At 68.6% G+C, this 25505-nt stretch carries 29 protein-coding genes; 10 read left to right on the forward strand and 19 right to left on the reverse strand.

Features of this window, described 5'->3' with window-relative positions; all coding sequences use genetic code 11:
- The first annotated feature begins 10 nt into the window (after nucleotides 1-10).
- Entirely contained in the window at nucleotides 11-691 is a 681-nt protein-coding gene (locus ABD808_RS31965) for a RibD family protein (protein ID WP_344904850.1), read from the forward strand.
- Nucleotides 692-857: 166 nt separating this feature from the next.
- Here the strand turns inward: ABD808_RS31965 and ABD808_RS31970 are convergent, their stop codons facing one another.
- The 3 genes from ABD808_RS31970 to ABD808_RS31980 are packed head-to-tail and all read right to left on the reverse strand — an operon-like array spanning nucleotide 858 to nucleotide 2103.
- Entirely contained in the window at nucleotides 858-1046 is a 189-nt protein-coding gene (locus ABD808_RS31970) for a DUF397 domain-containing protein (RefSeq protein ID WP_344904854.1), read from the reverse strand.
- Nucleotides 1047-1093: 47 nt separating this feature from the next.
- A complete protein-coding gene (locus tag ABD808_RS31975) occupies nucleotides 1094-1282 on the reverse strand; it encodes a DUF397 domain-containing protein (protein WP_344904856.1) in 189 nt (62 codons plus the stop codon).
- Complete coding sequence (locus tag ABD808_RS31980; RefSeq protein ID WP_344904859.1) at nucleotides 1273-2103, reverse strand: helix-turn-helix domain-containing protein; 831 nt, start codon at nucleotides 2101-2103, stop codon at nucleotides 1273-1275. Before ABD808_RS31980 ends, ABD808_RS31975 begins: the two co-directional genes overlap by 10 nt.
- A 114-nt stretch (nucleotides 2104-2217) precedes the next feature.
- Between ABD808_RS31980 and ABD808_RS31985 the strand changes: the two genes are divergently transcribed.
- Complete coding sequence (locus ABD808_RS31985) at nucleotides 2218-2610, forward strand: ATP-binding protein (RefSeq protein WP_344904862.1); 393 nt, start codon at nucleotides 2218-2220, stop codon at nucleotides 2608-2610.
- Between the two features lie 20 nt (nucleotides 2611-2630).
- On the opposite strand, the gene hutI is transcribed toward ABD808_RS31985, so the two are convergent.
- Genes hutI through hutH form a run of 5 tightly spaced genes read right to left on the reverse strand, consistent with a single transcriptional unit; the run spans nucleotide 2631 to nucleotide 9654 of the window.
- Nucleotides 2631-3791 carry an imidazolonepropionase gene (gene hutI, locus ABD808_RS31990; RefSeq protein WP_344904865.1) on the reverse strand — a complete coding sequence of 387 codons (1161 nt, stop codon included), beginning with the start codon at nucleotides 3789-3791 and terminating at the stop codon, nucleotides 2631-2633.
- Between the two features lie 12 nt (nucleotides 3792-3803).
- Nucleotides 3804-5174, reverse strand: coding sequence for a formimidoylglutamate deiminase (locus tag ABD808_RS31995; RefSeq protein WP_344904868.1), 1371 nt, complete (start codon nucleotides 5172-5174; stop codon nucleotides 3804-3806).
- Nucleotides 5175-5184: 10 nt separating this feature from the next.
- Nucleotides 5185-6384, reverse strand: coding sequence for an allantoate amidohydrolase (locus ABD808_RS32000; RefSeq protein ID WP_344904871.1), 1200 nt, complete (start codon nucleotides 6382-6384; stop codon nucleotides 5185-5187).
- Between the two features lie 40 nt (nucleotides 6385-6424).
- Nucleotides 6425-8080 (reverse strand): urocanate hydratase, encoded by a 1656-nt coding sequence (gene hutU, locus ABD808_RS32005; RefSeq protein ID WP_344904874.1) that lies wholly within the window; start codon nucleotides 8078-8080, stop codon nucleotides 6425-6427.
- A gap of 29 nt (nucleotides 8081-8109) precedes the next feature.
- A complete protein-coding gene (hutH, locus tag ABD808_RS32010) occupies nucleotides 8110-9654 on the reverse strand; it encodes a histidine ammonia-lyase (protein ID WP_344905922.1) in 1545 nt (514 codons plus the stop codon).
- A gap of 94 nt (nucleotides 9655-9748) precedes the next feature.
- Between hutH and ABD808_RS32015 the strand changes: the two genes are divergently transcribed.
- The 5 genes from ABD808_RS32015 (at nucleotide 9749) to ABD808_RS32035 (ending at nucleotide 13562) form a co-directional block, all read left to right on the forward strand.
- Nucleotides 9749-10507 carry an IclR family transcriptional regulator gene (locus tag ABD808_RS32015; RefSeq protein ID WP_344904877.1) on the forward strand — a complete coding sequence of 253 codons (759 nt, stop codon included), beginning with the start codon at nucleotides 9749-9751 and terminating at the stop codon, nucleotides 10505-10507.
- Between the two features lie 30 nt (nucleotides 10508-10537).
- Entirely contained in the window at nucleotides 10538-11113 is a 576-nt protein-coding gene (locus tag ABD808_RS32020; protein WP_344904880.1) for a hypothetical protein, read from the forward strand.
- Nucleotides 11114-11137: 24 nt separating this feature from the next.
- Nucleotides 11138-11710 carry an SUKH-3 domain-containing protein gene (locus ABD808_RS32025; RefSeq protein WP_344904883.1) on the forward strand — a complete coding sequence of 191 codons (573 nt, stop codon included), beginning with the start codon at nucleotides 11138-11140 and terminating at the stop codon, nucleotides 11708-11710.
- Between the two features lie 116 nt (nucleotides 11711-11826).
- Nucleotides 11827-12744, forward strand: a complete 918-nt coding sequence (locus ABD808_RS32030; RefSeq protein WP_344904886.1) for an ABC transporter ATP-binding protein — start codon at nucleotides 11827-11829, stop codon at nucleotides 12742-12744.
- Entirely contained in the window at nucleotides 12741-13562 is an 822-nt protein-coding gene (locus ABD808_RS32035; protein ID WP_344904889.1) for an ABC transporter permease, read from the forward strand. Before ABD808_RS32030 ends, ABD808_RS32035 begins: the two co-directional genes overlap by 4 nt.
- Nucleotides 13563-13594: 32 nt before the next feature.
- On the opposite strand, the gene ABD808_RS32040 is transcribed toward ABD808_RS32035, so the two are convergent.
- Both ABD808_RS32040 and ABD808_RS32045 read right to left on the reverse strand, forming a co-directional pair.
- Nucleotides 13595-14149, reverse strand: a complete 555-nt coding sequence (locus ABD808_RS32040) for a GNAT family N-acetyltransferase (protein ID WP_344904892.1) — start codon at nucleotides 14147-14149, stop codon at nucleotides 13595-13597.
- Nucleotides 14150-15103: 954 nt separating this feature from the next.
- Nucleotides 15104-15529, reverse strand: a complete 426-nt coding sequence (locus ABD808_RS32045) for an ATP-binding protein (RefSeq protein ID WP_344904895.1) — start codon at nucleotides 15527-15529, stop codon at nucleotides 15104-15106.
- Nucleotides 15530-15836: 307 nt separating this feature from the next.
- On the opposite strand from ABD808_RS32045, the gene ABD808_RS32050 reads away from it, so the two are divergent.
- On the forward strand, nucleotides 15837-16718 hold the full coding sequence (locus ABD808_RS32050; RefSeq protein ID WP_344904898.1) for a helix-turn-helix domain-containing protein: 882 nt from the start codon (nucleotides 15837-15839) through the stop codon (nucleotides 16716-16718).
- Nucleotides 16715-16909 (forward strand): DUF397 domain-containing protein, encoded by a 195-nt coding sequence (locus tag ABD808_RS38700; RefSeq protein ID WP_425549000.1) that lies wholly within the window; start codon nucleotides 16715-16717, stop codon nucleotides 16907-16909. Before ABD808_RS32050 ends, ABD808_RS38700 begins: the two co-directional genes overlap by 4 nt.
- 488 nt (nucleotides 16910-17397) lie before the next feature.
- Here ABD808_RS38700 and ABD808_RS32060 read toward each other — a convergent pair whose 3' ends face one another.
- The 5 genes from ABD808_RS32060 to ABD808_RS32080 all read right to left on the reverse strand — a co-directional run bounded on the left by ABD808_RS32060 (nucleotide 17398) and on the right by ABD808_RS32080 (nucleotide 21206).
- Nucleotides 17398-18042, reverse strand: a complete 645-nt coding sequence (locus ABD808_RS32060; RefSeq protein ID WP_344904901.1) for a DUF4360 domain-containing protein — start codon at nucleotides 18040-18042, stop codon at nucleotides 17398-17400.
- Between the two features lie 349 nt (nucleotides 18043-18391).
- The gene (locus ABD808_RS32065) at nucleotides 18392-18835 is read right to left on the reverse strand and encodes an ester cyclase (RefSeq protein ID WP_344904904.1); all 444 of its coding nucleotides are present in this window, start codon (nucleotides 18833-18835) and stop codon (nucleotides 18392-18394) included.
- Nucleotides 18836-19048: 213 nt separating this feature from the next.
- A complete protein-coding gene (locus ABD808_RS32070; RefSeq protein WP_344904907.1) occupies nucleotides 19049-19843 on the reverse strand; it encodes an SDR family NAD(P)-dependent oxidoreductase in 795 nt (264 codons plus the stop codon).
- Between the two features lie 41 nt (nucleotides 19844-19884).
- Nucleotides 19885-20349, reverse strand: coding sequence for a hypothetical protein (locus ABD808_RS32075; protein ID WP_344904910.1), 465 nt, complete (start codon nucleotides 20347-20349; stop codon nucleotides 19885-19887).
- Between the two features lie 230 nt (nucleotides 20350-20579).
- Nucleotides 20580-21206 (reverse strand): DUF2867 domain-containing protein, encoded by a 627-nt coding sequence (locus ABD808_RS32080; protein WP_344904913.1) that lies wholly within the window; start codon nucleotides 21204-21206, stop codon nucleotides 20580-20582.
- 94 nt (nucleotides 21207-21300) lie between these two features.
- On the opposite strand from ABD808_RS32080, the gene ABD808_RS32085 reads away from it, so the two are divergent.
- Complete coding sequence (locus tag ABD808_RS32085) at nucleotides 21301-21942, forward strand: TetR/AcrR family transcriptional regulator (RefSeq protein ID WP_344904916.1); 642 nt, start codon at nucleotides 21301-21303, stop codon at nucleotides 21940-21942.
- On the opposite strand, the gene ABD808_RS32090 is transcribed toward ABD808_RS32085, so the two are convergent.
- From ABD808_RS32090 to ABD808_RS32105, 4 genes are read right to left on the reverse strand one after another with little or no spacing between them, the layout of a single operon-like run.
- A complete protein-coding gene (locus ABD808_RS32090) occupies nucleotides 21920-22840 on the reverse strand; it encodes an ABC transporter substrate-binding protein (protein WP_344904918.1) in 921 nt (306 codons plus the stop codon). The genes ABD808_RS32085 and ABD808_RS32090 overlap by 23 nt on opposite strands.
- Nucleotides 22841-22854: 14 nt before the next feature.
- Entirely contained in the window at nucleotides 22855-23541 is a 687-nt protein-coding gene (locus ABD808_RS32095; protein ID WP_344904921.1) for an ABC transporter permease, read from the reverse strand.
- Nucleotides 23538-24185 (reverse strand): ABC transporter permease, encoded by a 648-nt coding sequence (locus ABD808_RS32100; RefSeq protein ID WP_344904925.1) that lies wholly within the window; start codon nucleotides 24183-24185, stop codon nucleotides 23538-23540. The genes ABD808_RS32095 and ABD808_RS32100 overlap by 4 nt, the downstream gene beginning before the upstream one ends.
- Nucleotides 24185-25279: an ABC transporter ATP-binding protein gene (locus ABD808_RS32105; protein ID WP_344904928.1), complete on the reverse strand. Its 1095-nt coding sequence runs from the start codon at nucleotides 25277-25279 to the stop codon at nucleotides 24185-24187. The genes ABD808_RS32100 and ABD808_RS32105 overlap by 1 nt, the downstream gene beginning before the upstream one ends.
- Nucleotides 25280-25505 lie beyond the last annotated feature (226 nt).

A 25505-nucleotide genomic window follows, 5' to 3' on the forward strand; every position in this document is an offset into this window, starting at 1 on the left:
GGAGCACCGCATGACTGAACGCCCCTACGTGCTGCTTTCCTGCGCGGAGTCGGTGGACGGCTACATCGACGACACCACCGCCGAGCGGCTCCTGCTGTCCAACGAGGAGGACTTCGACCGCGTCGACGAAGTCCGGGCGGGTTGCGATGCCATTCTCGTCGGTGCCAACACCATCCGCCGGGACAACCCGCGCCTGCTTGTCCGGAGGGAGGAACGCCGCAAGGCCCGCGTCGCCCGTGGCATGCCCGAAAGCCCGATCAAGGTCACATTCACCGCCCACGGCGACCTCGACCCCAGCGCCAGGTTCTTCGCCGCCGGTGACGTTGAAAAGATCGTGTACTGCTCGAACGCCGTGGTCGACAACTGCCGTGCCCGACTCGGTGACGTCGCCACCGTCATGGACGCCGGTGACCCGGTCGACCTCAACACCGTGCTCGCCGACCTCGCCGAACGAGGCGTTCGCCGGTTGATGGTCGAAGGCGGTGGGACCGTCCACACCCAGTTCCTCACCGCTGGGCTGGCCGACGAACTCCACCTTGTGATCGCCCCGTTCTTCGTCGGTGACTCCGCCGCCCCACGCTTCGTCGGAACGGGCGCGTTCCCGCACCACCTCGGCAACCGAATGACGCTCGAAGAGGTCCGTCCCATCGGCGACGTCATCCTCGCCCGCTACCTACTCACCAACTCTTAACCACGTCGTCGGGCTTGTCAGCGGGCGCGTCCACTTGGCCGGTGTTGCCTCTGGGACAGATGGATCGGCGAAGGACTTGCCCTTGGGGATGTGGGTGCGGCGGGTCGTCCTGGCCCGGGGGACGGGACGACTCGCCGCTACTCGGCGGGTCGGTGCCGCCGGGTGGTCAGTGCGTGTCGGGGCGGGTCTGGACGGCGCTGCGCAGGGCTGCGCGGGTCAGCAGGAGGACGGGACCGTCCGGGTCCTTGCTGTCCCGCACCGCCACCACACCGGCAGCATCCGCCAGCTCGACGCACTCTCCGCCGTTACTCAGGCTTCGTCCGGCCTTGCGCCACTTGGCGTTTGTCAGGTCCATCTCTCCTCGACGTCCTCTACTCGATGGGGGTCGGTGCCGCCGGGTGGTCAGTGCGTGTCGGGAGTGGGCTGGACGGCGCTGCGCAGGGCCGCGCGGGTCACAAGGAGGACGGGCCCGTCCGGGTCCTTGCTGTCCCGCACCGCCACCACACCGGCAGCGTCCGCCAGCTCGACGCAATTGCCGCCGTTGGACGTGGTGTAGCTACTCTTTCGCCAACTGGTGTTCCTCAGGTCCATTTTTCTTGGACCACCTTCCTAATCACTTCACGCGACATCTCTTCGGTGAGTGTCCGCGCACGAAGCTCGAACAGGGTCCGCGCCATGATGGCCAGGTCCGCAGGGTTGTCCGTCGTGATGGCGCGTATGGCCGTCTCGACGTAAGAGATCTCGCTCCGATCGTCCATCGTCGCGATCATGAACCCGCCTGAGTTGCCATCATGCTCGCCGTTTCCCAACACTACTTGAACCGTGACGTTGGGCAACATGCTCATATCCAGCAGGTGTTCGAGTTGCTCCCGCATGGTCTCGGGCGCTCCGACTTGCCGGTAAAGCGCCTGCTCGTCGATGAGAAGCATGAGCAAGGGTAGGCTGGCCTCGTCGCGCCCGGTGAGGATGCTCTGACGAGCGATCCGGGCGTCAACTGCTTCCTTGTTTCCTCGAAGCAACGCCGAAGCGTAGGCGGGGGTCTGGGCGAGACCGTTGATCAGCATGGGCTCCCAGGAGACCAGCATGGCCGCGTCCGCCTCAATTCCGGGCCAATCGAACCAGATCGGGACCGGGTGCCCGTCCTTGTTCAGGTCTTCCCAGAGGCTGATGAGCGCACCGCCCGCCTCAAGGTAGTCGTCCACGAGCTCTACGAACGTACGGCTCGCACGCCTCTTACCAGCTTCGATTCGGCTCACTTGCGCACCGCTCAGGTTCGTCAGATGCGCGATGGTCTCTTGCTTGATGCCCTTGGCTTCACGCATTCGCCGTAATTGACGACCGAATGCGACGAGTGCGGGGGACTCCCGGGGGCGTTGACGGCGTGGGGGCACGCTCTTACCTCTTCTCGGCATATACCCAGTGCGGCAACCGCTTACCGGCACTGGTCACCCTTGTTCGGCAACACACATTTTAGAGCGGACAGTGGCTCAATGTGGGGAGTTCGCCACACACAGTTAGGAGAGATCATGGGTGAGGCGGTGCAGAGCGAGATGGTGGTCAAGAGGGATCTGCGGGCGGTGGCGGAGGTACGGACGTTCGTCCGGCTGGTGGCGGGTGGGTGGGAGGTGGACGACTTCGTTCCGTGCCTCATCGCCAGCGAGCTCGTCACGAACGCGCTGCGGTACGCGACCACGGCCGACGATGAGGTGATCTTCCGCATCGGCCGCACCGACGCGGGCGTGGTGTGGGTGGAGGTTCAGGACGCCACCTGCGACATGCCGCGCCTAGAACACGCGGACCTCAATGGCGAGTCAGGCCGGGGCCTGTTCGTCGTCGAGCAGTTCACTCGCTGCTGGGGCACCCGACCGCTGGCGGGCAACGTCGGCAAGGTCGTCTTCGCCGTCCTCAACCCGTCCTGAAGACCAGCTGAGCGGCGAGCTTACACTTTCCGGCCTGCCTTCCAGACGGCGGCTGTTTGGGGGACGCCGGGGCGGTAGGCCAGGTGGATGTGGGACGGGGCGTCTAGGACGTGGACGTCCGCGCGCGCGCCGACGCCCAGGTGGCCGACGTCGGTGCGGCGTAGGGCGCGGGCGCCGCCTGCCGTCGCGGACCAGACGGCTTCGGCGGGGGTCATGTGCATGTCGCGGACGGCGACGGCGATGCAGAACGCCATGCTGGAGCTGTAGCAGGAGCCCGGGTTGCAGTCGCTGGCGAGGGCGACGGTCGCGCCCGCGTCGATGAGGCGGCGGGCGTCCGGGTAGGGCTGGCGTGTGGAGAACTCGACGCCCGGCAGGAGCGTCGCCACCGTTTGGGATGAGGCCAGGGCTTCCACGTCGGCGTCGCTGAGGAACGTGCAGTGGTCGGCGGACGCGGCGTCCACCTCCACGGCGACCTGCACGCCGGGACCCTCGCCGAGCTGGTTGGCGTGCACGCGCGGGCTCAGGCCCGCCGCGATCCCGGCCCGCAGGATCTCGCGGGCCTGGTCGGCGTCGAAAGCGCCCTTCTCACAGAAGACGTCCACCCAACGGGCGTGCGGGACGCAGGCGGCCAGCATTTCCGTCGAGACGAGCCGCGCGTAGGCGTCGGTGTCGTCCTTGTACTCGGTGGGTACGACGTGGGCCCCGAGGTAGGTGACCTCGTCGGCGAGTTCGGCGGCGATGCGGACGGCGCGTGCCTCCTGCTCGACCGTGAGCCCGTACCCGGACTTGCATTCGACGGTCGTCGTGCCCTGGCGGGCCATCTCGTCGATGATGCGGCGCAGCGTGGCGCGCAGTTCGTCGTCGGACGCGGCGCGGGAACGCTCCACGGTCGTGCGGATGCCGCCGCCGTCGTAGCGCTGGCCGCTCATCCGGGCCGCGAACTCCTCGGCGCGCTCCCCCGCGAACACCAGGTGGGCGTGGGAGTCGACGAAGCCGGGGAGGACGGCCCGTCCGGCGGCGTCGAACGACTCGTCGGCGGCGGGCGCGTCCGACGACGGGCCCCTCCACGCGACCTTGCCGTCCTCGATCACCAGCGCGGCGTCGCGGACGATGCCGAGACCGTCACCGACGGTCGGATCGTTGGTGACCAGTTCCCCGATGTTCGCGATGACCGTGCTCACCACGGCAGGATCTCACGCGGTCGCATGCTGTTCTCCTTCAGGTTCCGTCACGGCGGCCACTGCGGCGGCGAGCGCGGCCGGGACGTCGTCGATCAACAGGTGCCGCCCGTCGCGCACGATCCGTCGTCCGGACACCACGACGTGCCGGACGTCGGCGGCCGTCGCGGCGAACACGGCGGCCTCGGCGGCGTGGTCCGGGGCCGCGCCCGCCGTCCGCACCGAGTCGAGCGCGACGGTGACGAGGTCGGCGTACGCGCCGGGCTCCAGCCGTCCCGCCTCCGGCCAGCCGAGCCCGTAGTGGCCGTTGGACGTGGCGGTGGCGAGCAGCTCACCGGCCGTCCAGTGGCCGCGGGTCCGGGTGCGCAGGCGCTCGTCCAGCTCGACCGCGCGGGCCTCCTCGAAAAGGTCGATGACGGCGTGCTGGTCGGAGCCGAGGCTGATCGGCGAACCGGCGGCCGCGAGGTCGCGGGCCGGGCCGATGCCGTCGGCGAGGTCCCGTTCGGTGGTCGGGCACATGCACACGCCGGTCATGGTCGTCCCGAGCAGGCCGATGTCCTCGCCGGTGAGGTGCGTCGCGTGGACGGCGGTGGTCAGCGCGCCGAGGGCCCCCGACTCGGCGAGCAGCCGGGTCGGGGTCATGCCGTAGGCGTCCACGCAGGCCTCGTTCTCGGCGGGCTGCTCGGACAGGTGGACGTGCAGCGGCGCGCGGTGCTCCTTCGCCCACGCCGCGACCGCCCGGAGCTGCTCGCGCGGCACGGCCCGGACGGAGTGGATCGCGGCGCCGACCCGGGCGTGCGACCGTCCCGCCTTGCCGGTGTTCTCGCGGAGGCTGTCGACGCGCCGCGCCCAGTTCCCTGCGGTGCGGTCGCCGAAGCGGAGCTGCGGGCCCTGGAGCGGTTCGCCGATGCCGCCGGTGAGGTAGCAGGTGTCCAGGAGGGTGATCCGGACGCCCGCGTCGGCGGCGGCGGCGATCAGCGCCTCGCCCATCGCGTTCGGGTCGTCGTAGGGGTCGCCGCCGGGGCGGTGGTGCAGGTAGTGGAACTCGCCGACGCAGCTGATCCCGGCGAGGGCCATCTCGGCGAACGCGGCGGTGGCGAGGGCGCGGTAGGAGTCGGGGTCGAGGCGTTCGGCGACGCTGTACATCTGTTCGCGCCACGTCCAGAACGTTCCTGAACCGGCCTGAACACGGGAACGGAGCGCGCGGTGGAAGGCGTGCGAGTGCGCGTTGGCGAGACCGGGGAGGGTCAGGCCGGGCAGGCGTTCGACGCCGGGCGGGGCGGGGGCACCGGCGGTGACGCGGGTGATCCGTTCGCCGTCCGCTTCGATGAGGACGTCGGACGCCACCCGGTCACCGAGCCAGGCCAGCTGGGCATACCACTGCATATCGGGCTACCTACCCGCACGCCAGGTCGGCCAGTACCGAGGCGAGTGCCTCCACACCGGCGAGGCAGTCGTCCTGTTCGGCGAACTCCGCGGGGGCGTGCGACACCCCGGTCGGGTTGCGGACGAACAGCATCGCCGCGGGCACCCGCGAGGACAGGATCCCCGCGTCGTGCCCCGCACCGGTCGGCAGGACGGGCGCCCCGCCGAGCGTCCCGGCCAGCCGGTCGCGCAGCGTGTGGTCGAAGTCGACGATCTCGGTGTAGGACTCCTCCGCCAGCTCGACGGACACCCGGTGCGGGCGCGCGGCGACCCTGGCGGCCTCGTCGACCTCGGTGACCGTGCGGCGGACGGCGTCGTCCGCCGGTCCCCGCGCGTCCAGCCAGCCGGTGACGGACGACGCGATCGCGTTCACCCCGCCCGGCACGACCCGCACCTTCCCCACGGTCGCGACGGTGCCGTTGCGTTCGGCCGCCTCCCGCGCGGCGAGGACCATGGCGGCGAACGGCAGCATCGGGTCGCGGCGGTCCACCAGCCTGGTCGTCCCGGCGTGGTTGCCCTCACCGGCGAACTCGAACCGCCACCGCCCGTGCGGGACGATCGAGCTCGCGACCCCGACCGGCTCCGTCAACGCCCGCCCCTGCTCGACGTGCAGTTCGACGTAGCAGCCGATGCGTCCCAGCAGGTCGTCGTCCGGGCCGATCGCCTCCGGGTCGAGGCCGGCGTTGTGCATGACCTCGGCGAACGTGCGGCCGTCCGCGCCGGTGAGGCCGCGCGCCCGCGCCGGGTCGATCGCCCCGGCCAGCAGCCGCGACCCGAGACAGGCCACCCCGAACCGGGCGCCCTCCTCCTCGGCGAACGCCCCGATCCCGATGGGGCGTTCGAGCGCGGTGCCGTGTTTCCGCAGCAGGTCGACGGCCGCGAACGCCGACACGACGCCGAGCGGCCCGTCGAACGCGCCGCCGCCCGGCACCGAGTCCAGGTGGCTCCCGGTCAGGACGGCGTCGTCGCGCGCCCCGCTCTCCGGGAACCACCAGGCGACCATGTTGCCGTTCGGGTCGTGCTCGACGTCCAGGCCGCGGCGGCGCGCCTCGTCCAGGAACCAGGCGCGGCACTCCAGCTCGGGCGGCGTCCACGCGAACCGGTGGTAGCCGCCGCCCGCGTCGTCCTTCCCGATGGGCAGCAGGTCCGCCCACATCTCCTCGAAGCTCATACGCGACTCCCTTGTGGGGGGACGACCCGGTTCGCTTCGCTCATGCGCGCATCGGAATGCGGACACCGCGCTCGTCGGCGACCTCGGCGGCGCGGTCGTAACCGGCGTCGACGTGCCGCATGACGCCCGTGCCGGGGTCGTTGGTCAGGACGCGCTGGAGCTTCTCACCGGCGAGGGCCGTCCCGTCCGCGACGCACACCTGGCCCGCGTGGATCGAGCGTCCGATCCCGACGCCGCCACCGTGGTGGATCGACACCCAGGTCGCGCCGGACGACGTGTTCAGCATCGCGTTCAGCAGCGGCCAGTCGGCGATGGCGTCCGAACCGTCCGCCATGCCCTCGGTCTCCCGGTACGGGCTGGCGACCGACCCGCAGTCCAGATGGTCGCGGCCGAGGACGATCGGCGCGCTGATCTCGCCGCGCGCCACCAGGTCGTTGAACACCTCGCCCGCCTTGTCGCGCTCGCCGTAGCCGAGCCAGCAGATCCGGGACGGCAGGCCCTGGAAGTGGACCCGCTCCCCCGCCATCCTGATCCACCGGGCCAGCGGCTCGTTGTCGGGGAACAGGTCGAGGATCGCCTTGTCGGTGCGGGCGATGTCGGCCGGGTCGCCCGACAGCGCCGCCCAGCGGAACGGCCCCTTGCCCTCGCAGAACAGCGGCCGGATGTAGGCGGGCACGAAGCCGGGGAAGTCGAAGGCCCGCTCGTATCCGGCGAGCTGCGCCTCACCGCGGATCGAGTTGCCGTAGTCGAAGACCTCGGCCCCCGCGTCCTGGAAGCCGACCATCGCCTCCACGTGCGCGGCCATCGACGTGCGGGCCCGGTCGATGAACGCGGCCGGGTCCTTGTCGCGCTCGGCCGCCATGTCGTCGAACGCGACGCCGACCGGCAGGTACATCAGCGGGTCGTGCGCGCTGGTCTGGTCGGTGACGATGTCGATCGGCGCACCCCGGCGCAGCAGGTCCGGGACCATCTCGGCGGCGTTCCCGAGCACCGCGATCGACAACGCCTTCCGCTGCGCCTTCGCCTCCTGCGCGAGCCGCAGCGCCTCGTCCAGGCTGTCGGCCTTGACGTCGCAGTACCGGTGCTCCACCCGCCGGTCGATGCGGGACGGGTCGCAGTCGATACAGATCGCGACGCCGCCGTTCATCGTCACGGCGAGCGGCTGCGCGCCGCCCATCCCGCCGAGCCCGGCCGTCAGCGTGATCGTCCCGGCGAGCGACCCGCCGAACCGCTTCTCCGCGACCGCCGCGAACGTCTCGTAGGTGCCCTGGAGGATGCCCTGCGTGCCGATGTAGATCCACGAACCGGCGGTCATCTGCCCGTACATGGTCAGGCCCAGCTCGTCCAGGCGCCGGAACTCCTCCCACGTGCCCCACTGCGGGACGAGGTTCGAGTTCGCGATGAGCACGCGGGGGGCCCACTCGTGCGTCCGGAAGACCCCGACGGGCTTGCCGGACTGGACGAGGAGCGTCTCGTCGCCCTCCAACGTGGTCAGCGACCTGATGATGGCGTCGAAGGAGTCCCAGTTCCGCGCCGCCTTACCCGACCCGCCGTAGACGATCAGCTCGTCGGGATGTTCGGCCACCTCCGGGTCGAGGTTGTTCTGGATCATCCGCAGGGCGGCCTCCTGCGGCCAGCCCTTGGCGGCGGTCAGCGAGGTGCCGCGCGGCGCGCGGACGGGGCGTGGACCTGACATGTTCTTTCTCCTCCAGGAGAGAGCGGTCTTCAGGAGAGCGGGCCGGTGACGGCCTCGGCTGCGGCGACCAGGGACCCGTCGCGGACCATCTCGGTCGCGGCGGCGATCTCCGGTGCCAGATAGCGGTCGGGCCCGGGCGGCGGCACGGCCTCCCGCAGCTTCGCGACGACCGCGGCGGTCGCCGGACCCGGACGCAGCGGGGTGCGCAGGTCGAGGGCCCGCGCGGCGGTGAGGATCTCGATCGCGACGACCTGCGCGAGGCCCTCCACGGACCGGCGCAGCTTGCGGGCCGCGTTCCAGCCCATGGACACGTGGTCCTCCTGCATGGCGGAACTCGGGATCGAGTCGGCGCTGGCCGGGGCGGCGCGCCGCTTCAGGTCCGAGACGATCCCCGCCTGCGTGTACTGGGCGATCATGTGGCCCGAGTCGACGCCCGGGTCGTCGGCGAGGAACGCGGGCAGCCCGTACGACCGCGCCTTGTCGAGCATCCGGTCGGTGCGGCGCTCCGACATCGACGCGACGTCCGCCGCGGGCACCGCCAGGAAGTCCAGCACGTACGCGACCGGGGCGCCGTGGAAGTTGCCGTTGGACTCGACGCGTCCGTCCGGCAACACCACGGGGTTGTCGATGGCGGACGCCAGTTCCCTGCCAGCGACGAGTTCGGCGTGTTCAAGCGTGTCGCGGGCCGCTCCGTTGACCTGGGGGGCGCACCGCAGCGAGTAGGCGTCCTGCACCCGCGTGCAGTCGGGCCCCCGGTGCGACTCCATGATCTCCGAGTCGCCCAGCAGGGCCCGCAGGTTCGCGGCCGACAACGCCTGCCCCGGATGCGGCCGCAGCTCCTGGAGGTCAGCGGCGAACACCCGGTCGGTGCCGAGCAGCGCCTCAACGGTCATGGCAGCCGCTAGATCAGCCGCCGTGAAGAGATTGTGCAGGTCAGCGATGGCCAGAACGAGCATGCCGAGCATGCCGTCCGTCCCGTTCAGAAGGGCGAGGCCCTCCTTGGCGGCCAAGGTGACCGGCGTGATCTCCGCTTCCCGCAACGCCTCCGCTGCCGGTTTCAGCACGCCCTGGGCGTCCCGCACATGACCTTCGCCGATCAGGGCCAGCGCCACATGCGCGAGCGGCGCGAGATCCCCGGAACACCCGAGGCTCCCGTGCTCGAACACCTGAGGCGTAATGCCCGCGTTCAACAACGCGGCCAGCGTTTGCGCCGTCTTGGGCTGAACGCCGGTGCGTCCGGTGGCGAGCGTCCGCAGCCGGAGCAGCATCAGCGCCCGGACGACCTCCCGCTCGACCTCGGGCCCGGACCCCGCCGCATGGGACCGGACGATGTTCAACTGCAACTGGGCCCGCATCTCCGGAGCGATGTGCCGCGTGGCAAGCGCCCCGAACCCGGTGGAAACCCCATAGACGGGCGTCGGACGGAGCGACAGCTCCTCCACGTGCGCCCTTGAATCGCCGATCAGCTTCAGCGCCTCATCGGTCAGCGTGACCGGCGCGCCGCCTCTGGCGACGTCCACGACCTGCGCGAAGGTCAGCGCCTCCGGCCCGACCCGAACGCCGTTGTCCCCCATGCCAAAACTCATACCCACCATTCCAACCACCTGTGGCGCGGCCCCACGAGACCCCTGACGCGCAAGATGTCTCATATGCAAGACAATGGACCTTATGTCACAAGTTCCGGCCGCTCGTCGCGCCCTGGCCGTCCTGCGCCTGCTGGCCGCCTCACCGGGCCCTCTCCTCGCGTCCTCGATCGCCCGCTCACTGTCCCTTCCCCGATCGAGCACCTACCACCTTCTGACCGCGATGTCCGAGGAGGGTTTCGTCACCTACATTCCCGAGGAGCGCCGTTGGGGCCTGGGCGTCGCCGCGTTCGAGATCGGCTCCGCCTATCTCCGCCACGAGCCCTTGGAACGCCTGGCCCGTCCCCTCCTGCGCCGCCTGGTGGACCGGGTTGGCGAGATCGTCCAGCTGGGCATCCTGCACGGCCCAGAGACCCTCTACCTCCTCAAGGAGCAGCCACCCCGGCACGCCACCGTCATCACCGACGTGGGCGTCCGCATGCCCGCCCACCTCACCGCCAGCGGCCGCTCGATGCTCGCCCACCTCCCCGCGGCCCAGGTCCGCGCCCTGCTCACGACCCCGTTCATCACTCGCACGGGCCGGGGCCCCACCACGCTGAGCGACCTCCGCCGCACCCTCGCCGAGGACGCCCGCCGAGGCTGGTCGGTCGAGGACGGCCACATCACCGAGGGCTTCACCAGCATCGCCGCCTGCGCGTTCGACCACACCACCCGTCCCACGGCCGCCGTGACGATCACCTTCCGCCGCGAAGACCACCCCGAAGAGGCCTGGCCCACCCTCGCCGACCAGGCCCGCTCAACCGCCACAACCCTCACGACCCGCCTGAACGGCCGCCACCCGTAGTGTCAGCCGCCATCATTATGGTCGGGCGCCATGGGTGACTACTTCCAGACCATCGTTGACCTTGACGCCACGGCCGCAGATGCCGCCGAACTGGGCGACCGTGCTCTCGACTGGCTCATCCGGGAAGGGATCGTCGAGGCCGAGCCCACCGACTGCGTGCTCGGGGCCCCGACAGGCCACGAGCCCGGCGAGGCATGGGAGAAGGCCGTCCTCGACCCTGACTGGGAGCCGCTGGACGGCCTCAACATCGAGACGGGCCGGACCGTCTTCCTGGGCGGCCAGGGTGATGGCCAGTACGCGATCTGCCCGCGATGCGCCACCCGCACCCACTTCTTCACCGAAGCGTGGGACCCGATAGAAGGCGCAAGCACCCCCTTCGACGAGGCCATCGAGACCTGGCAGGCGACCGGAGCGGCCCAGGTCAAATGTCCGTCCTGCGTGCAAGCCAGCGACCTCACCACCTGGCAATGGGCTAACAACTACTACACCTTTGGCTACCTCGGCTTCGAGTTCTGGAACTGGCCCCCGTTCACCCCCGACTTCCTGGCCGACTTCACCCGGACCCTCAACAACCACCGCACCATCCTCGTCTACGGCAAACTCTGAGCCTGCCCACTCTGACGAAGCAGCATGTGGCGGACGAGACCATGGAAAACTACTGGCAGTTTCTCATTTCCCTCACCGAAGCAAGCTCCGCCACGGAATAAAACAACCGGACCCATCGGCCGAGATGAGGTTCTTCTACGACGAGTTCGGCGTGACCGCGAGCGGCCCCACCGACCCGGACAACCTGCGGGGCGGTTCCCAGGACGGTCTGTCGATCCGGACCGATGGCACACGGTTCTGGGGCGAGAGGAATTCGTCCTGTTTGATTTGGCGTTTGTCGTGGTGGCCAGCTTTGGCGGGCTCCAGGTCGCTCCTGCGGTCATGGACGGAGCGTTCAGGAACGCGCCCATACTGTTCGAACCTGAGCTGGCTGGGAGCGGGTCTCTAGATGTCACTCAAACGCTGCATGGAGAGTTCGGTCAGGACTTTTATCCGATTGCCGAATGGATCACGAACAGCTGCGTCTTCCTCGGGTCCGTGGGGAAGGTGGTCGTCCACCACGATGCAGAGTTGCTTCTGGTGGGTGAGTCGTTCGGTGACGCGCTGCGCGTGATGCTGACGGCCGACCAGGTGCTCCCCGTGCTGAAGGTCTGCTGATGGGGGCCTCCTGACGAAAGTAGGGGGCAGGAGGTGGCGTTCGGGCAGTGTGGCCGGTGTCTGCGGATGTCTAGGTTCGTGCTCGCCATGTTGGACGGCCGGGCGGGAGAACCCGAGTGATTACGTTGCGGGGACTGACGAAGCGGTTCGGGGACAAGACCGCTGTGGACGGGCTGACGCTGGAGGTCGCGGAAGGGAAGGTCACCGGGTTCCTCGGGCCCAACGGGGCGGGGAAGTCGACGACCATGCGCATGATCGTGGGGCTGGATCGTCCTACAGCGGGCGAGGCGCTCGTGGGCGGACGCCGGTACGCGGGGCTGCCTCGCCCTATTCGGGAGGTTGGGGCCTTGCTGGACGCGGGGTTCGTCCACCCCGGGCGCTCGGCACAGGCGCATCTGACGGCCATGGCGCGCAGCAACGGGATCCCTCGGGCGCGGGTCGACCAAGTCCTGGGGCTCGTGGGGCTGGAATCCGTCGCGGGCAAGCGGGTCGGGTCGTTCTCGCTCGGGATGCGGCAACGGCTGGGCATCGCTGGGGCGCTGCTGGGTGACCCGGCGGTGCTGATGTTCGACGAACCGGTCAATGGGCTCGATCCCGATGGCGTTCTGTGGGTGCGGCGGTTGATGCGCGGGCTCGCCGCCGAGGGCCGGACGGTGTTCGTCTCGTCGCATCTGATGAGCGAGATGCAGTTGACGGCGGACCAACTGGTCGTGCTCGGACGCGGACGGCTGCTCGCGGACGCGCCGATGGCCGAGGTGATCGCACGCGGCTCCGGCAACGCGGTCCGGGTGCGCAGTCCACGGGCGGCCGATCTGGCGGAACGGCTCGCCGCCGTGGGCGCCGAAGTGGGCCGAACGGACGATGACGAGCTGCGGGTGAAAGGGCTCCCCATCGAGCGGGTGGGCCTTGTCGCCTACGAGACAGGAGTTCCTGTGCTCGAACTGAGCGCGGTGGCCGCTTCGCTCGAAGAGGCGTACATGGATCTGACAGGTGCGAGTGTGGAATACGGCACCGGAATGGCGGAGCAGCGATGACCACGAAAACGGGCCCGGTGAGCGTCGAGATCGGCCGGGAGACGGGAGCCGCTTCCGGCGGCGGCGTGTCCGGGGCATTGGCGGCGGAGTGGACGAAACTGTGGACGGTCCGTTCCACCTGGTGGGGGCTGGCCGGGGCCGCACTACTGATGGCACTGATGTCGTTGATCATGGCCCAGGCGACGGTGGAGAACAACCGGAACCCGGGCCCCGACGGGCCTCCCGGGATCGTCTCGGCCAGCGACATGGCCATCGCGTCCGTGGACATGGCGCAGTTCGTCGTCCTCGCCCTGGCCATCCTAATGATCACCGGCGAATACGCCACGGGAAGCATCCGGGCGACGCTGCAATGGATACCGCCACGCGGGCGAATGCTGTCGGCGAAAGCGGCCGTGGCGGCGGCGGTCATGTTCCCGACCGGGGTGATCCTCGGCCTGGTCGGCACGGCGGTCGCACGGCCCGCGCTCGGGAAATGGGGCCGTCTGAGCGCCGGTGACATCGCCCACGACGCCCTGATGACAGGCGTGTACATGGCGGTGATGAGCGTGCTGATCCTGGGCGCCGGCGCCATGCTGCGCAGCACGGCCGGAACGCTGACGACCGCGTTCCTCTTCGTCCTCGTGTTGCCGATCACGCTGGTCAACAGCCGGTCGGAGGTGCTCAAGGACGTCGCGGACGGGCTGCCGAGCAGCGCGGGCCGACACCTGCTGAACAGTGACGGCCCCTACTCGGCGCCCGTCGCGCTAGCGATCCTCGCGGCATGGACGGCGGCGGCCCTGTGGGGCGGAATCACCGTCCTCCGCCACCGCGACGCCTGACCCGCGCCCGCCGAACGAGACCCGGCCGGCTCTCAGCAGGCCCGAGCGCTCTGTTCAAGTCGCTGCGAGAGGATCGCTCCCTCCCAGCCCTCATGGAAGTCCGACTTGACATGGCCGGTCTGAACAAATCCGGCGCGTTCGTAGTAACGCACGAGCCCCTGGTCACCGCCCGACCAGCACTCAAGTCTGAGCAGGCTGATGCCCTTCTCGACGGCCTCGGCACGGGCCTGGTCCAGCAGTGCCGTACCGACTCCCAGCCCCGCGCACCGCCGGTCGATGACAAGGGCCTCCAAGAACAGTTCGGGCTCGTCGACCGCCGGAAGGAAGCGCGGAGCGTCTCCCAACCGCATGGCGCCGACGATGTCGCCCTCATGCTCGACGACGCGCATCCCCCCAGACCTGGCGAACCGCTTGACCCGCTCGATCGCCTTCGGCGATTCCGACCAAGGGTTCGTTCCCCACTGTTGTGACCGTCCAGAGGCGACGAGCCATTCGACCGCCCCGTCATAGAGCTTCAGAACCGCCGGAACGTCCTCAAGTTTACCTACCCGGATACGCAACGCTACCTCAGTCATCCGCACCGCCATTCTCGCAATCGAACCGTCGCTCCGACGCTAGCGGAGCATCAGAAATCTCACCATGAGCGCGGTCACAGGCCGCGAAAGAAGGCCAATGCCTGCGCGGCACCAATGCGTCCCGTCCCGTTCGGGGGCCTGGACCGGCGCGAACCCCTCACCCAGTACCGCACGATGCGCCTAACCAATATGCGCGGTAGCGTGACCCGGACGACGAGCCTCCCTTCGGGATGCCAGCAGTACCCGGTGGCCACCGGTGTCTCGACGCGAGTACGGCAACGCCACCCTCGTCCAATTCTCCGCCATGCCCGACACAGATCACCAGGTCAAGGCCCTGGACGCGGCTGTCAACGGCGTCGCCGGTCTTGTTCATTCCGCGAACTCCACCCGCCCCAACGGGCATGCGCGTCCGGCGCGCCGAGGGCGTGGACGCACATGCGGGCGGCGGCGAAGAACGAGAACCCGTCCAGTCAGCGGGTCGACCAACTGGACGGCAGCAGCGGCCGCGGTCAAGCGGAACTACCGCCCCTTCATCGCCCCGGCCCCGGACCTCGCGCCTCGGGTGCGCGACAGCATCCACAACTTGTCCGGCCACCTCGCACAGGCAGAAAGACTGCCTGCCTCGACACCGAATATCGGCATCGAGGTTCTGCCCCGCCTATCGCAGGGACGTGATGAACGGCGAAGAGCTGAGCAGCCAAGACCCGGTCGAGAGGTTCCGCGAAATCCTCACTTCGCCGCACGTCGCGAAGGCGGAGCCTTGGTGGTTGGACTTCATTTCCATGTGCACCACCGCCTTCAACGCCGTACCTAACATCGTCACGGCGTTCAAGCACATCTGCGAGCTGGACGAGGTACGTGTCCTTCGCGCGGCGAGAGAGTGGTGCGAGCTGGTCGCCGAGTTCTGCGCCCAAGGCCCTTTCCGTCAATGGAACATCGTCGGTCACCGCGTCGGGACGAGCCGCCTCACGGGTCGGTGCGGGGGAAAGTTGCGCGGACGGTGCGGGAGGTCGGGGTGCCGAACCAGGACCAGGTGGCGCATAGGGCGTCGACTGTGAGGAGGCCGCGGCCGCCTTCTGCTAGTTCGGCGACGTTGCGTAGGCAGGGCTCTTTGGGGCCGCCCTGGTCGGTGACGTAGACGATGACTCCGGCGATGTCCTTGCTGATGTCCACGGTGAACCGGCCGCCCTCATCGCCTGACCGCGTGTGGCGGATCGCGTTGACGGCCAGTTCGTCGAGGACGAGGAGGACGTCGTCCAGGGCCGGGAACCCGTCCAGGAGTTGAGCGGCGAACGTGCGGACGACCCGAACCCGGTCGGGCGCGCCCTGGAACTCGCGCCGCCAGTACATCGGTGTCTCGTTCGCGGCGGGGGCGGGAACGGCGAGCAGCATTGGTCACCTCTCATGACGGTGCGTCATCGACCGTTCCATCTTCAGTAGCCCCGCCGCTTCGGGATGGAAAAGAGCCAGGTCGGTGGACTGCCGGGCAGTGCGGCACGCCTGAGCCCTGAACGTTCAATTCGGTTTACGTAAACGGGTGGAACGCTCCTTCGGGCGAGCGTCCAATCTCGCGATTCGCCTTCGAACATCCTTGCTACCGAGGACACCCTTAGACATCGCGTGGTAACACAGAGTTCATACGCGGATCCCCCGGTCAGCGGCCACCCCCGTCTGCCGACCCGATCATGGAGGTCTCCCGGTGACCAGCCCGTTCATCCGTCGGCGCCGCCTCGCTACCGAACTGCGCGCCCTCCGCGAGGAGAGCGGCATGACCGCTGACGAGCTCGCCCGCCGCATCTACCGCTCCCGCATGACCGTCTCCAAGCTTGAGAATGGCCGCACCCGACCCGACACCCGCGACATCGTGAAGATCCTGAGGATCCTGGGCGCCACCGGCGACAAGTTCAACGCCATCCTCGAAATCGCCTGCGAGGCCGCCGAACGCGGCTGGTGGGACTCCTACGGAGACGCCATGGGCCCCAGGCAACGCATGTACGCCGACCTGGAGTCCGGCGCCGCCACCATCCGGGGCTACAACCAGATGTCGATTCCCGGCCTCGTGCAGTCCCCGGAATTCACACAAGCTCTCGTCGAAATGGACAAGATTGAAGGGTTCGAACTCGGCTATGTTCCTGAGCGCAATGCCGAAGCCCGGCTCAAGCGCCAGGAAGCCGTGTTCCGCTGTGAAGGCCCTCTCGGTGAGATCATTCTTGACGAATTTGTGATGAAGCGTCTGGCTGTGCCGCTCCCCGTCATGGCAGCACAGCTGCGTCACATGGTCGAGGTACTCACACGCGAGCCGCGCTTTGCCATCCGCGTCCTTCCCCTCGATGCTCGTCTCTCGCCTGGGCGTCTGCCGCCGTCAGGGTTCATGCTTTACACATTCCCCGACCCAGCAGACCCCGTTCTGGTCGTCGCAGAAAACGCCACCACCTGCCTCGTTCACACCGAGCCGGATGAAGTGGCAGAGTATGAGCGGTACTTCCAACGGCTCCGGGAGGCCACACTGCCCGCCCTCGAGAGCCTCTCTCTGTTGGCGGACACGGCCGACCGGTTAACTGAAGAGGCAGGCAACACATGACCCCCCTGTACAGCAGTTGGCGTAAGTCCAGTTACAGCAACCCCGGCTCCGAGTGCATCGAGGTCGGACGCGGGTCGGGCGGCACTATCGGCGTCCGAGACACCAAGCAAGGCGACACAGGCCCCATCCTCGAGTTCACCTGGAGTGAATGGACCACGTTCATAAAAGCCATCCGCACCATCAAGCCCTAGAACACCACAAAGGCCGATCCCGCCATGCACGGGCTCGGCCTTTGACTCTCCTATGGCTGAGTGCAGAACCAGAATATGGACGCACACCGATCACACTGGCGTAAGAGCGTGTCTCACGTCAGTTTACCGACGATCCGGTGTCGGCGCGGACCGCGCCGCCTGCGGCGGTCAGGGTCCGCGCCGACAAGGCCTACCACTCCGCCGAGCATCTGGCCTGGCCGCGCAGCCGCGGGATCGTGCCACGCATCGCCCGGGGCCGGTGTCGAGTCCGGCGAGCGGCGCGGCCGCCACCGCTGGAAGATCGAACGCACGCTGACCTGGCTGTTCGGCTACCGGCGACTGGCCGTCTGCTATGAGCGCACGGCCACCTGTCCAACGCTTTCCTGGTCCTCGCAGCCGCCGTCACCTGCTAGAAGCAGCTCACCAGACTCACCGCGTGAGACACGCTCCTAGGTCATTCTGGTCGGCATGCGCTGTTTGAAGTTCCCCTAAGAGCAGCGCTTCCATGCGAAGAGGTATTTCGCGTTGCCGTGGGTTGAGTCCATTGACATATAACTCGTCCTGGTGTCGTCGGAGCTTCCCGCGTCCACCCGCAGTTCGGTGTTGATGTTGAGGTTGCGGTCCTCACCGCATTGTTTGTAGACCACCGCTTCACGACTGATCCTGTCCTCGAATTCCCATCCGCCGCGGTACCGGCCCTGGAGTTGGTGGTTGCCGATCTGCCGGGTCACCGGGTCTCCCTGGAAGTAGACGTTCGTCAACTGCACGCCGGACGCCCCCTCCCGCAGCCTGGCGTAGCCCTCGTGGTCCAAGCCGAAGATGCCGTAGGTGTAGTCGGCCGGGGCGTTGACCCTCAGGTTGATCTGGCAGTTCTTTCGGGAGTCCGTCGGCGGCGCGTCACCGCCGTCGGAGGCGACGAAGTCGCTGTAGTTGACGGTGAAGGCGGTTCGGTCGCGGGAGAGGTCCACCGACCACGTCCCGGCCCGGCAGCCGGAGCCGTTGACGGTGACCACGTCGATGCTGACACCGTCCGGCGCGGCGGGGGCGGGGGCCGCGGCCGCGGAGAGGGTCGTGAGGACGGGCAGGCAGAGGGCGCCCGCCAGCACGGTCGCCGTTCGCTTTGCATTCATCATGGATAGGCATTCCCATTGAATCGGGGGGTTTTCCGTCGCGACCTTGTCGGTCGCTCTGGCCAGTTGCGACTGGTATGCCCAACTCAGAAGCGGATCAACTTCGTCTTTTTCAACCCACTTTCTGTCTTTACAACTCTTCAACAACTGCGTCGCCGTCTCCCTGGGCTCGTGCTCACATCCGCCCCGCTGACCCCAGACGCCCCAGCGCTTCAGAAGGGCCAGCCGGAACTTCCGCCGGTCACCGCCGGAAGGCACCACGTCCAGCGGCGTGCTCCCGCCGCCGCTCCCGGCGCCGTCGGGGGCTCCAAGTGGGAACGCGTAACCTGCCCCTTGGCGTGAGTGCGGCTGGTCAGCCTTGCGTGAGTTGAGCCATGAGGTATTCGCCTTCTGAGATCACCCAGTACTCGGTGAATCGGTTTCCGGCTATCCGCAGGATGTCGTGCCCGGAAAACTCGACGGGGGTTCCGGCCGGTGCGGTCGTGCCGGGTAGAGCGTGTTTACCTGCGGCGTAGCTACCGTGGCCGGTCCACCGGGCGGCGACCAGGTCTCCGGTCGTGACGGGGCCCAACTGGAGGGTGAAGGTGAGGCCGGTGAAGGGCAGGCGGCCTTGCCGAACGACGTCGGCCAGTGCGTCCGGGCCATGGACCAGAGCGGGCTGGCCCGGCCAGTTTCCCACGAAGTCCTCGCTGACCAGGCTTGATGCGGCTGCCGCAAGGTCGTTCAGATCGCCGTTCCATAGCTCGGCCAGCCACCGCTGGTAGAGCGCGGCGGCGGTGGCTGTGTCCTGGTTCAAGCGATTTCCCTTCTCGCGTGGAGGGTTGAGTGAGTGAGTGCTGGTCAGCCCCGCAGCGGGCGCTGACCAATAGCCGTGACCCTAGGAAGATCCTTCAAACCGCCTCAGTTGGAACTGGCTGGGGCGAGGCTTGTCGGCGGGCCGTTCGGCGGGTGTGAGGAGGTCGGCCACGTGGTTGTCGTGACCTTGCGACGGTCCTGGAATGACCGTGTCCTATGGGACGGGGGTTATGCCGCCGTCGACGCGGAGGTCGATGCCGTTGATGTAACCGGCCAGTGGGCTGGACAGGAAGGCGATCGCGGCTGCTATGTCGTCTTCGCTGCCTAGGCGGCCGCTGGGGTTGGGAGCGTACTCGGCCAGGACTTGTGGCTCCAGCTCGGTCCATGGTGCGGGGTGACCTTGGACGGCGGCGCGGTGTTCGAACATGCGGCGCATGCCTTCGGTGACGATCACGCCTGGGCTGACTGTGTTCGCCGTTATGCCTGAGCCAGCTAGGTGACGGGCCAGGCTGGTGGTCATGTTGACCACCGCTGCCTTCGCGGCGGAGTAGTCGACCATGTTCGGGAGCGGGGTCGTTGCCGCGCGGCTGCCCAGGTTGATCACCCGGCCCCAGCCGCGTTCGCGCATCGGTGGCGCTAGTGCGCGGATCAGGCGCACCGCTGAGATGAGGTTGCCGTTCATCGTGTCGAGCCATGCTGACGGGTCGGCGTTCTCCCAGTCGTGCTCGACGAACGGCCCCGCGTTGTTGACCAGGATGTCGACGCCCCAGGAGCGCGCCCGGGCGCTTATGTGCGCGGCGGCCTCGTTGTCGGTTAGGTCGCCTAGTGCTACCTCGGCTTCTCCGCCGTTGGAGCGTATGTCGTCGGCGACCGTCGTGGCTCGGGTGCGGTCGCGACCGTGGATCAGCACGGCGCAGCCCTCGGCGGCGAGGCGCCGTGCCACCGCTGTGCCGATTCCGCCGCTGCTGGCCGTCACCAGTGCTCGTCGTCCTGAAAGTTCCAGGTCCATGGGTCAGCAGCTTAAGCACGCCCTGCGACATTCAGGCCCGGCTACTTCTTGGCCGTGAGGGCGATTATGGCCTTCTTGCCCTTGATCTGCCTTATGCGGATGGTGATCTTGTTGACGGTGTTGGGGCCATCTGGGGTGGCTATGACGTGGTAGTCATTGAGGGGGCTGACCAGGACTAGGGAGACTGATTTGTTGGGGGTTATTTCTTCGATTTCTACGCGGGAGATGCCCAGGCGTTTGTCGACGGGGATGCCGATGGGTTTTGAGACGGCGATCTCGCAATTGCCGTCGAAGCACTTTGAGATGTTCGTGCCGTCGGCGGGTGCCGTGCTGGTGGGCGTGGGGGTTGGGGGCGAGGGCGCGGGTGTCTTCGGGGCAGGGGTGGACGGTCGGGTCTCGGCCCTGGCCGGAGTGTTGTCGTCGCCGGAGCCGCAGGCCATCAGGGTTGTCAGGAGCAGCGCGCACGTGGCCGCTGCGACGAAAGTCCGGTTTGCTCCGACGTCCATGGGTCGAGACCTCTTTCCGTGGTGTGGACGGCGTCGGTGTGCAAGTGCCGTCCGGCCGCTCCTGTTTAACCTGTGCGGCCTGGGAGGGGTCCCGGCGTGGACTACGTTAATCAAATGTTGATGGCAATTGGAAATGCGTTCAATGTTGCGGGTTCGAGGAAGAGGAATTAGCGTTCGGGGCTTGGTGCCGTCCGCCTTGTGAGCTGGAGGTCCCGCCCATGATTGGCACTTCAGATGGCGGACGTGTCCCTGACGCGGCTGGTTGCGGCGGTGCGCATGGCGGCCTCCCAGCGGCGGATCATCATCGGGTAGACGATCACGTAGCGGAACGGGCCGATGGCGGCCATGTAGAGCTGTCCGAACCGGCCGTTGGGCTTGACGAGGACGGCCATGCGCAGTTCGTGTCCGCCGTCCGTGGTCGGGGCCCAGCTGAGGTGCATGACCGCGTGGACGACCCGGTTCGCCAGTTCGCGGGCGCACTCGTTGTCCAGCTCGTACAGCGGGGTGAAGGGAAGGCCCTCGGCGCTTGAGCCCGTGCGGCCCTCGGCGAGGTCCTTGGGCAGGCGGGCGCGAAGTGAGCGGACGCGCTTCGCGAGGCCCTCGGCCTCGTCGTCCCAGCCGAAGAGCGTGCCCAGGCGGCGGCGGGTCGTGAACAGGAGCCGGACCGGGGCGGGCAGGGTCGACGCCGTGGGGGCGTAGGTCGCCTCGATCGCCGCCAACGCGGCGGGGAAGCCGTCCGGGCCGATGGCGGGGGTGCAAAACGACCACACGTCCTTCAGCTCGAAGTCGCGGGTGATCTCGTGGATCCGCCAGGGCTGACCGGTGTGGTCCGCGGCCTTGAGCCTCATGGTCCCCATCGCCTTCCATCCAGATATACGCTTGCGTACAACTGGAGGCTAAGCCATGTATACGGTTGCGTATACACGCGAGATCGGTGAGGTGGGACACATCGTGGCCGCTGTTCGGACGCCGCGTGACAGGTGGGTCGAGGAAGGCCTGCGGGCGCTGGCGGACGGTGGTCCGGACGCCGTCCGCGTCGAGGCGCTGGCGAAACGGCTCGGCGTCACCAAAGGCGGGTTCTACGGATACTTCGCCGACCGTGACGCGCTGCTGGAGGCGATGCTGGACGTCTGGGAGCGGGAGAGCACCGACGAGGTGATCGAGCGCGCCGCGCGGGAGACCGATGATCCGAAGACCATGATCCGGATCGCGGGGATGCTCACGTTCTCCAGCGACCGGCTGCTGCCCATCGACCTCGCGGTCCGTGCCTGGGCCCGGCGGGACGAGCGGGTCGCCGAGCGGCTGCGGCGCGTGGACAACCGGCGTATGGAGAGTGTGCGCGCGGTGGTCGGCGAGTTCTGCGACGACCCCGACGAGGTCGAGGCGCGGAGCATGATCGCGTTCTGCGTGGCGATCGGGAAGCACTTCCTCGCCGCCGACCATGGCGGCCGTACCCGGGAACAGGTGCTCGACCGGGCGGCCGACGTGGTGTTCGCCGACGCCCGCCCCGCCGCCGCCGACGCCCGTCCCGCGGACCAGCGCGGGACGGGGCCGGAACGACAGCGGCGGGTCAGGCCAGGCCGGACTTCTTGAGCCAGTCTTCGGCGACCTTCTCCTGGTCCTCCTTGTCGATGGCGATGCGCTTCATCATGTCGAGGAGGTCCTGCGTGGTGAGCTTGGCGGACACCGCGTTCAACGCCGCGCGCGCCGTGGCGTTCACCGACGACTTGTGAATCAACGGCGTGACGTTCTGGGCGCTGAAGACGTGCTTCGGGTCTTCCAGGACGACGAGTTTGTTCTGCTGGATGGTCGGGTCGGTCGTGAACAGGTCGGCGGCCTGGATCTCGTTCTCGCTGAGGAGCTTGACGAGCGTGGCCTGCGCCCCGGCGTCGAACGGCTGGAACTTCTTGAAGTCGAGGCCGTAGACGTCCTTGAGGCCGACGAGGCCCTGGCGGCGGGTCTTGAACTCCGACGGGCCCGCGATGACGAGGTTCTTCGCGACCGGCCCCAGGTCGGTGATGGACTTGAGGTTGTACTTGGCGGCCGTCTGCGCGTTGACGGTGACGGAGTCCTTGTCCTCGGCCTGGGCGGAGTTCAGGATCTCGACCGCGGCCGGGAGCTTGGCCTTGAGGGCCGCGTTGATCTCCTCGGTCGTCGCGGCGGCGCTGGACTTGTCGACGGACGTGGTCAGCAGCGCGCCGTTGTACTCGGGGACGACGCTGAGGCCGCCCTTGACGACCTGGTCGTAGTAGACCTCGCGGGCGCCGATGTTGAACTTGCGGGTGACCTTGAGCTTCTTGGCCTCGAGTGCCTGCGCGTAGATCTCGCCGAGCAGGTTGCTCTCGGGGAAGTTGGCGCCGCCCACGGTGATGGTGCCGCTCTCGCCGCCTCCGGCGAGCGGGTTGTCGTCGCCGGAGTCCCCGCTGCCGCAGGCGGACAGGGCCAGGGCGGCCACGAGGCCGACGACCGCGCCGCGGATGAGTTTCTTCATGGTTGTTCCTCCGGTCAGGTGGAGCGTGCGGAGCCGAGCAGGCCCGGTGAGACGACGAGGCGACGCAGGCCCGCGAAGATCAGCTGGACGATCAGCGCGAGCAGCACCACGAGGACGGTGCCCCCGATGACGAGCTGGTAGTCGTTGGTGGCCAGGCCGTCGATGATGTAGCGGCCGAAGCCGCCGAAGCCCGGGTAGGCGGCGACGGTGGCGGTGGCGACGACCTGGATCGCGGCCGTGCGGAGCCCGAGCAGGATCAGCGGCAGCGCCATCGGCAGCTCGGCCCGCCACAGCACGCCCCAGCCGGTCATGCCGACGCCGCGCGCCGCGTCCTTGGCCTCGGGGTCGACGCCGCGGACGCCCTCGAAGGTGTTGACCAGGACCGGCGGGACGGCGAGCGCCACGAGCGCGACCAGCACCGGGGTGATGCTGAAGTCGATGATGACGATGATCAGGATCAGCCCGAAGGTGGGGATGGCGCGGGCGACGTTGGCGAGGCTGATGGCGAGGAAGCCGCCGCGTCCGGTGTGGCCGACGAGGAGCCCGAGGGCCAGGCCGATCAGGGCGGCGCAGAGGAACGACACCCCGCTGTACCAGAGGTGTTGGAGCAGGCGGTGCGGGATGCCGTCGTCGCCGTGCCACTGGCTGGACGCGGTCAGCCACGTCCAGCACAGGTGGATCTGGTTCCACAGGTCGTTCATGAGGCCCCCCGTGCCCGTGCCCACGGCGTGAGCAGGCGCTGGACGGTGACGAGGATCGCGTCGGTGACCAGGGCCAGCACGACGATCAGCACGACGGCGGCGACGATCTGGGTCTGGAACCGGAGCTGGTAGCCGCGGATCAGGTCGTAGCCGAGGCCGCCCTGCCCGATCAGCTGGCCGACGGCGACGAGGCTGATGGACGAGACGGCGGCGACGCGCGTCCCGGCGATGACGATGGGCACGGCGATCGGCAGCTCGACCTGGACGAGGCGGCGGAACGTTCCGAAGCCCATGGCCGTGGCCGCCTGCCGGACGTGTTCGGACACCGAGGCCAGACCGTCCACCACGTTCGGGATGAGCACCGACAGGCTGTACAGGGTCAGCGGGATCATGACCGTGGACGGATTCAGCCCCGTGTACTGGATGAAGATCATGATCAGCGCGAGCGACGGGATCGCGTACACCGCGTTCGCGATCGTCAGCGTCGGCGGGTAGAGCCAGCGCCAGCGGCGGCACAGCACGCCGAGCGGCAGCGAGATGAGCAGCCCGAACAGCACCGGCAGCAGCGCGAGCCGCAGGTGGATCAGCGCGTGGTCGGTGAGGGTGTCGCGGTGGTCGGCGATCCACGACCAGTCGACGCCCATCAGCCGCCGCCCTCGCCGTCGGCGTGGGTGGGCACGGCGAGCAGGTCGCTTCCGGCGGCGGTGCCGACGACCGCGCCGACGTCGTCGACGCCGACCGCGAGGCCGGACGGCGACAGCACGGCGGCGTCGAGCGCGACGCGCACGGAGTCGGCGCCGACGCGGAACGTGGGGCCGACCGGGGTGAGCGGCGCCTCCGACAGCGGGCCGTCGACCTGGCCGGGGCGCGTCCAGCCGACGGGGCGGCGGTCGTCGTCGACGACCAGGACCCAGTCGAGCCCGTCGAGGTCGGCGGCGTCGGCGGTGGCGGGCCGGACGGCGTCGTCGCTCAGCCGCAGCTCGTCGGTCGCCGCGAACGACAGCGTGCGGATGCCGCGGTTCTGGCCGATGAAGCCCGCGACGAAGTCGTCGGCGGGATGCGCGAGGAGGTGTTCGGGGCTGTCGACCTGGACGAGTTTCCCGCCGGTCTGGAACACCGCGATCCGGTCGCCGAGCTTGATCGCCTCGTCGATGTCGTGGGTGACGAACACGATCGTCTTGTGCAGTTCGTCCTGGAGGCGGAGGAACTCGTCCTGGAGCTCGGCGCGGACGACGGGGTCGACGGCGCTGAACGGCTCGTCCATCAGCATGATCGGCGGGTCGGCGGCGAGGGCGCGGGCGACGCCGACGCGCTGCTGCTGGCCGCCGGACAGCTGGAACGGATACCGCTTGGCCATCGACGCGTCGAGCCCGACCCGTTCCATCAGTTCCAGCGCGCGGGCGCGGGCCTTCTTCTTGCTCCAGCGCAGCAGGTACGGGACGGTGGCGATGTTGTCCTCGATGGTGCGGTGCGGGAACAGCCCGGCGTGCTGGATGACATAGCCCATGCCGCGCCGCAGCTCGGCGGGCTTATGCTCGCGGACATCCCTCCCGTCGATCAGGACCCGGCCGGACGTCGGGTCGACCATCCGGTTGATGGCGCGCAGCGCCGTGGTCTTGCCGCCGCCGGACGTGCCGACGAACACGGTGATCCGGCCCGTGGGGCAGTCGAGGCTGACGTCGTCGAGCGCCACGGTGCCGCCGGGGTAACGCTTGGTCACGCCCTCAAAGGTGATCAAGATTCTGTGTCCTCGTGCGGGCGCCCTCGACGCCGATGATCGACTTCGACTTTCCGGTCAACCGTAGCCAATGGCACGGTCCGTGCGATCTCCCATGTGTCCACAACGATGGATGTTGAGCATAACGACCTGAATTCCCGGGAAAATACCTCAGGGCCGTGGAGAGGGGCCGAATCGTTATCGAAGGGTCGGTGCCCGCCCGCGCGCTGGTGGTAGGCGCGGGTGG

The sequence above is a fragment of the Actinomadura meridiana genome (assembly GCF_039537545.1).
Classification (GTDB): Bacteria; Actinomycetota; Actinomycetes; order Streptosporangiales; family Streptosporangiaceae; genus Spirillospora; species Spirillospora meridiana.